This window comes from Paenibacillus sp. 01T422 (assembly GCF_056398785.1).
The window spans coordinates 1-367 of record NZ_JBFTQB010001737.1; the positions used below are offsets into that span (position 1 = coordinate 1).

General features: G+C 41.7%; 1 protein-coding gene. It reads left to right on the forward strand.

All coding sequences use genetic code 11. The annotated features are described in order from the left end of the window. Positions 1-252, forward strand: a 252-nt coding sequence (locus AC1DUA_RS41000) for a VOC family protein (RefSeq protein ID WP_477505066.1), incomplete at its 5' end; no start/stop codon positions are given. Positions 253-367 lie beyond the last annotated feature (115 nt).

Sequence of the window (367 nt, forward strand, 5' to 3'; positions counted from 1 at the left end):
GGTTGGATTAGAACGTATGGTTTAGACGATGAAATGAGCATTCAAATTAGTTTCGCCTCACAGGGTGGCTCAGAAACGGCTACGCCTGATCTATCGATTGAAGTCGATGATGTCGATGCTGCATTAGAAGGCATGAAGAGAGCTGGATTTCCAATTGAATATGGTCCTGTTGATGAGCCTTGGGGCGTTCGGCGATTCTATGTTCGCGATCCGTTTGGTAAGCTTATTAACATTCTTTCTCATGAACATTGATACAATAACCGCCAACTGTAAAGGAACTTTGGTTTGTTTAACTAGTGGCATTAGCGACAGATAGACATTCTATATATTGTTTTTATCCAATTGAATGGAGGGTATAGCCATGGGT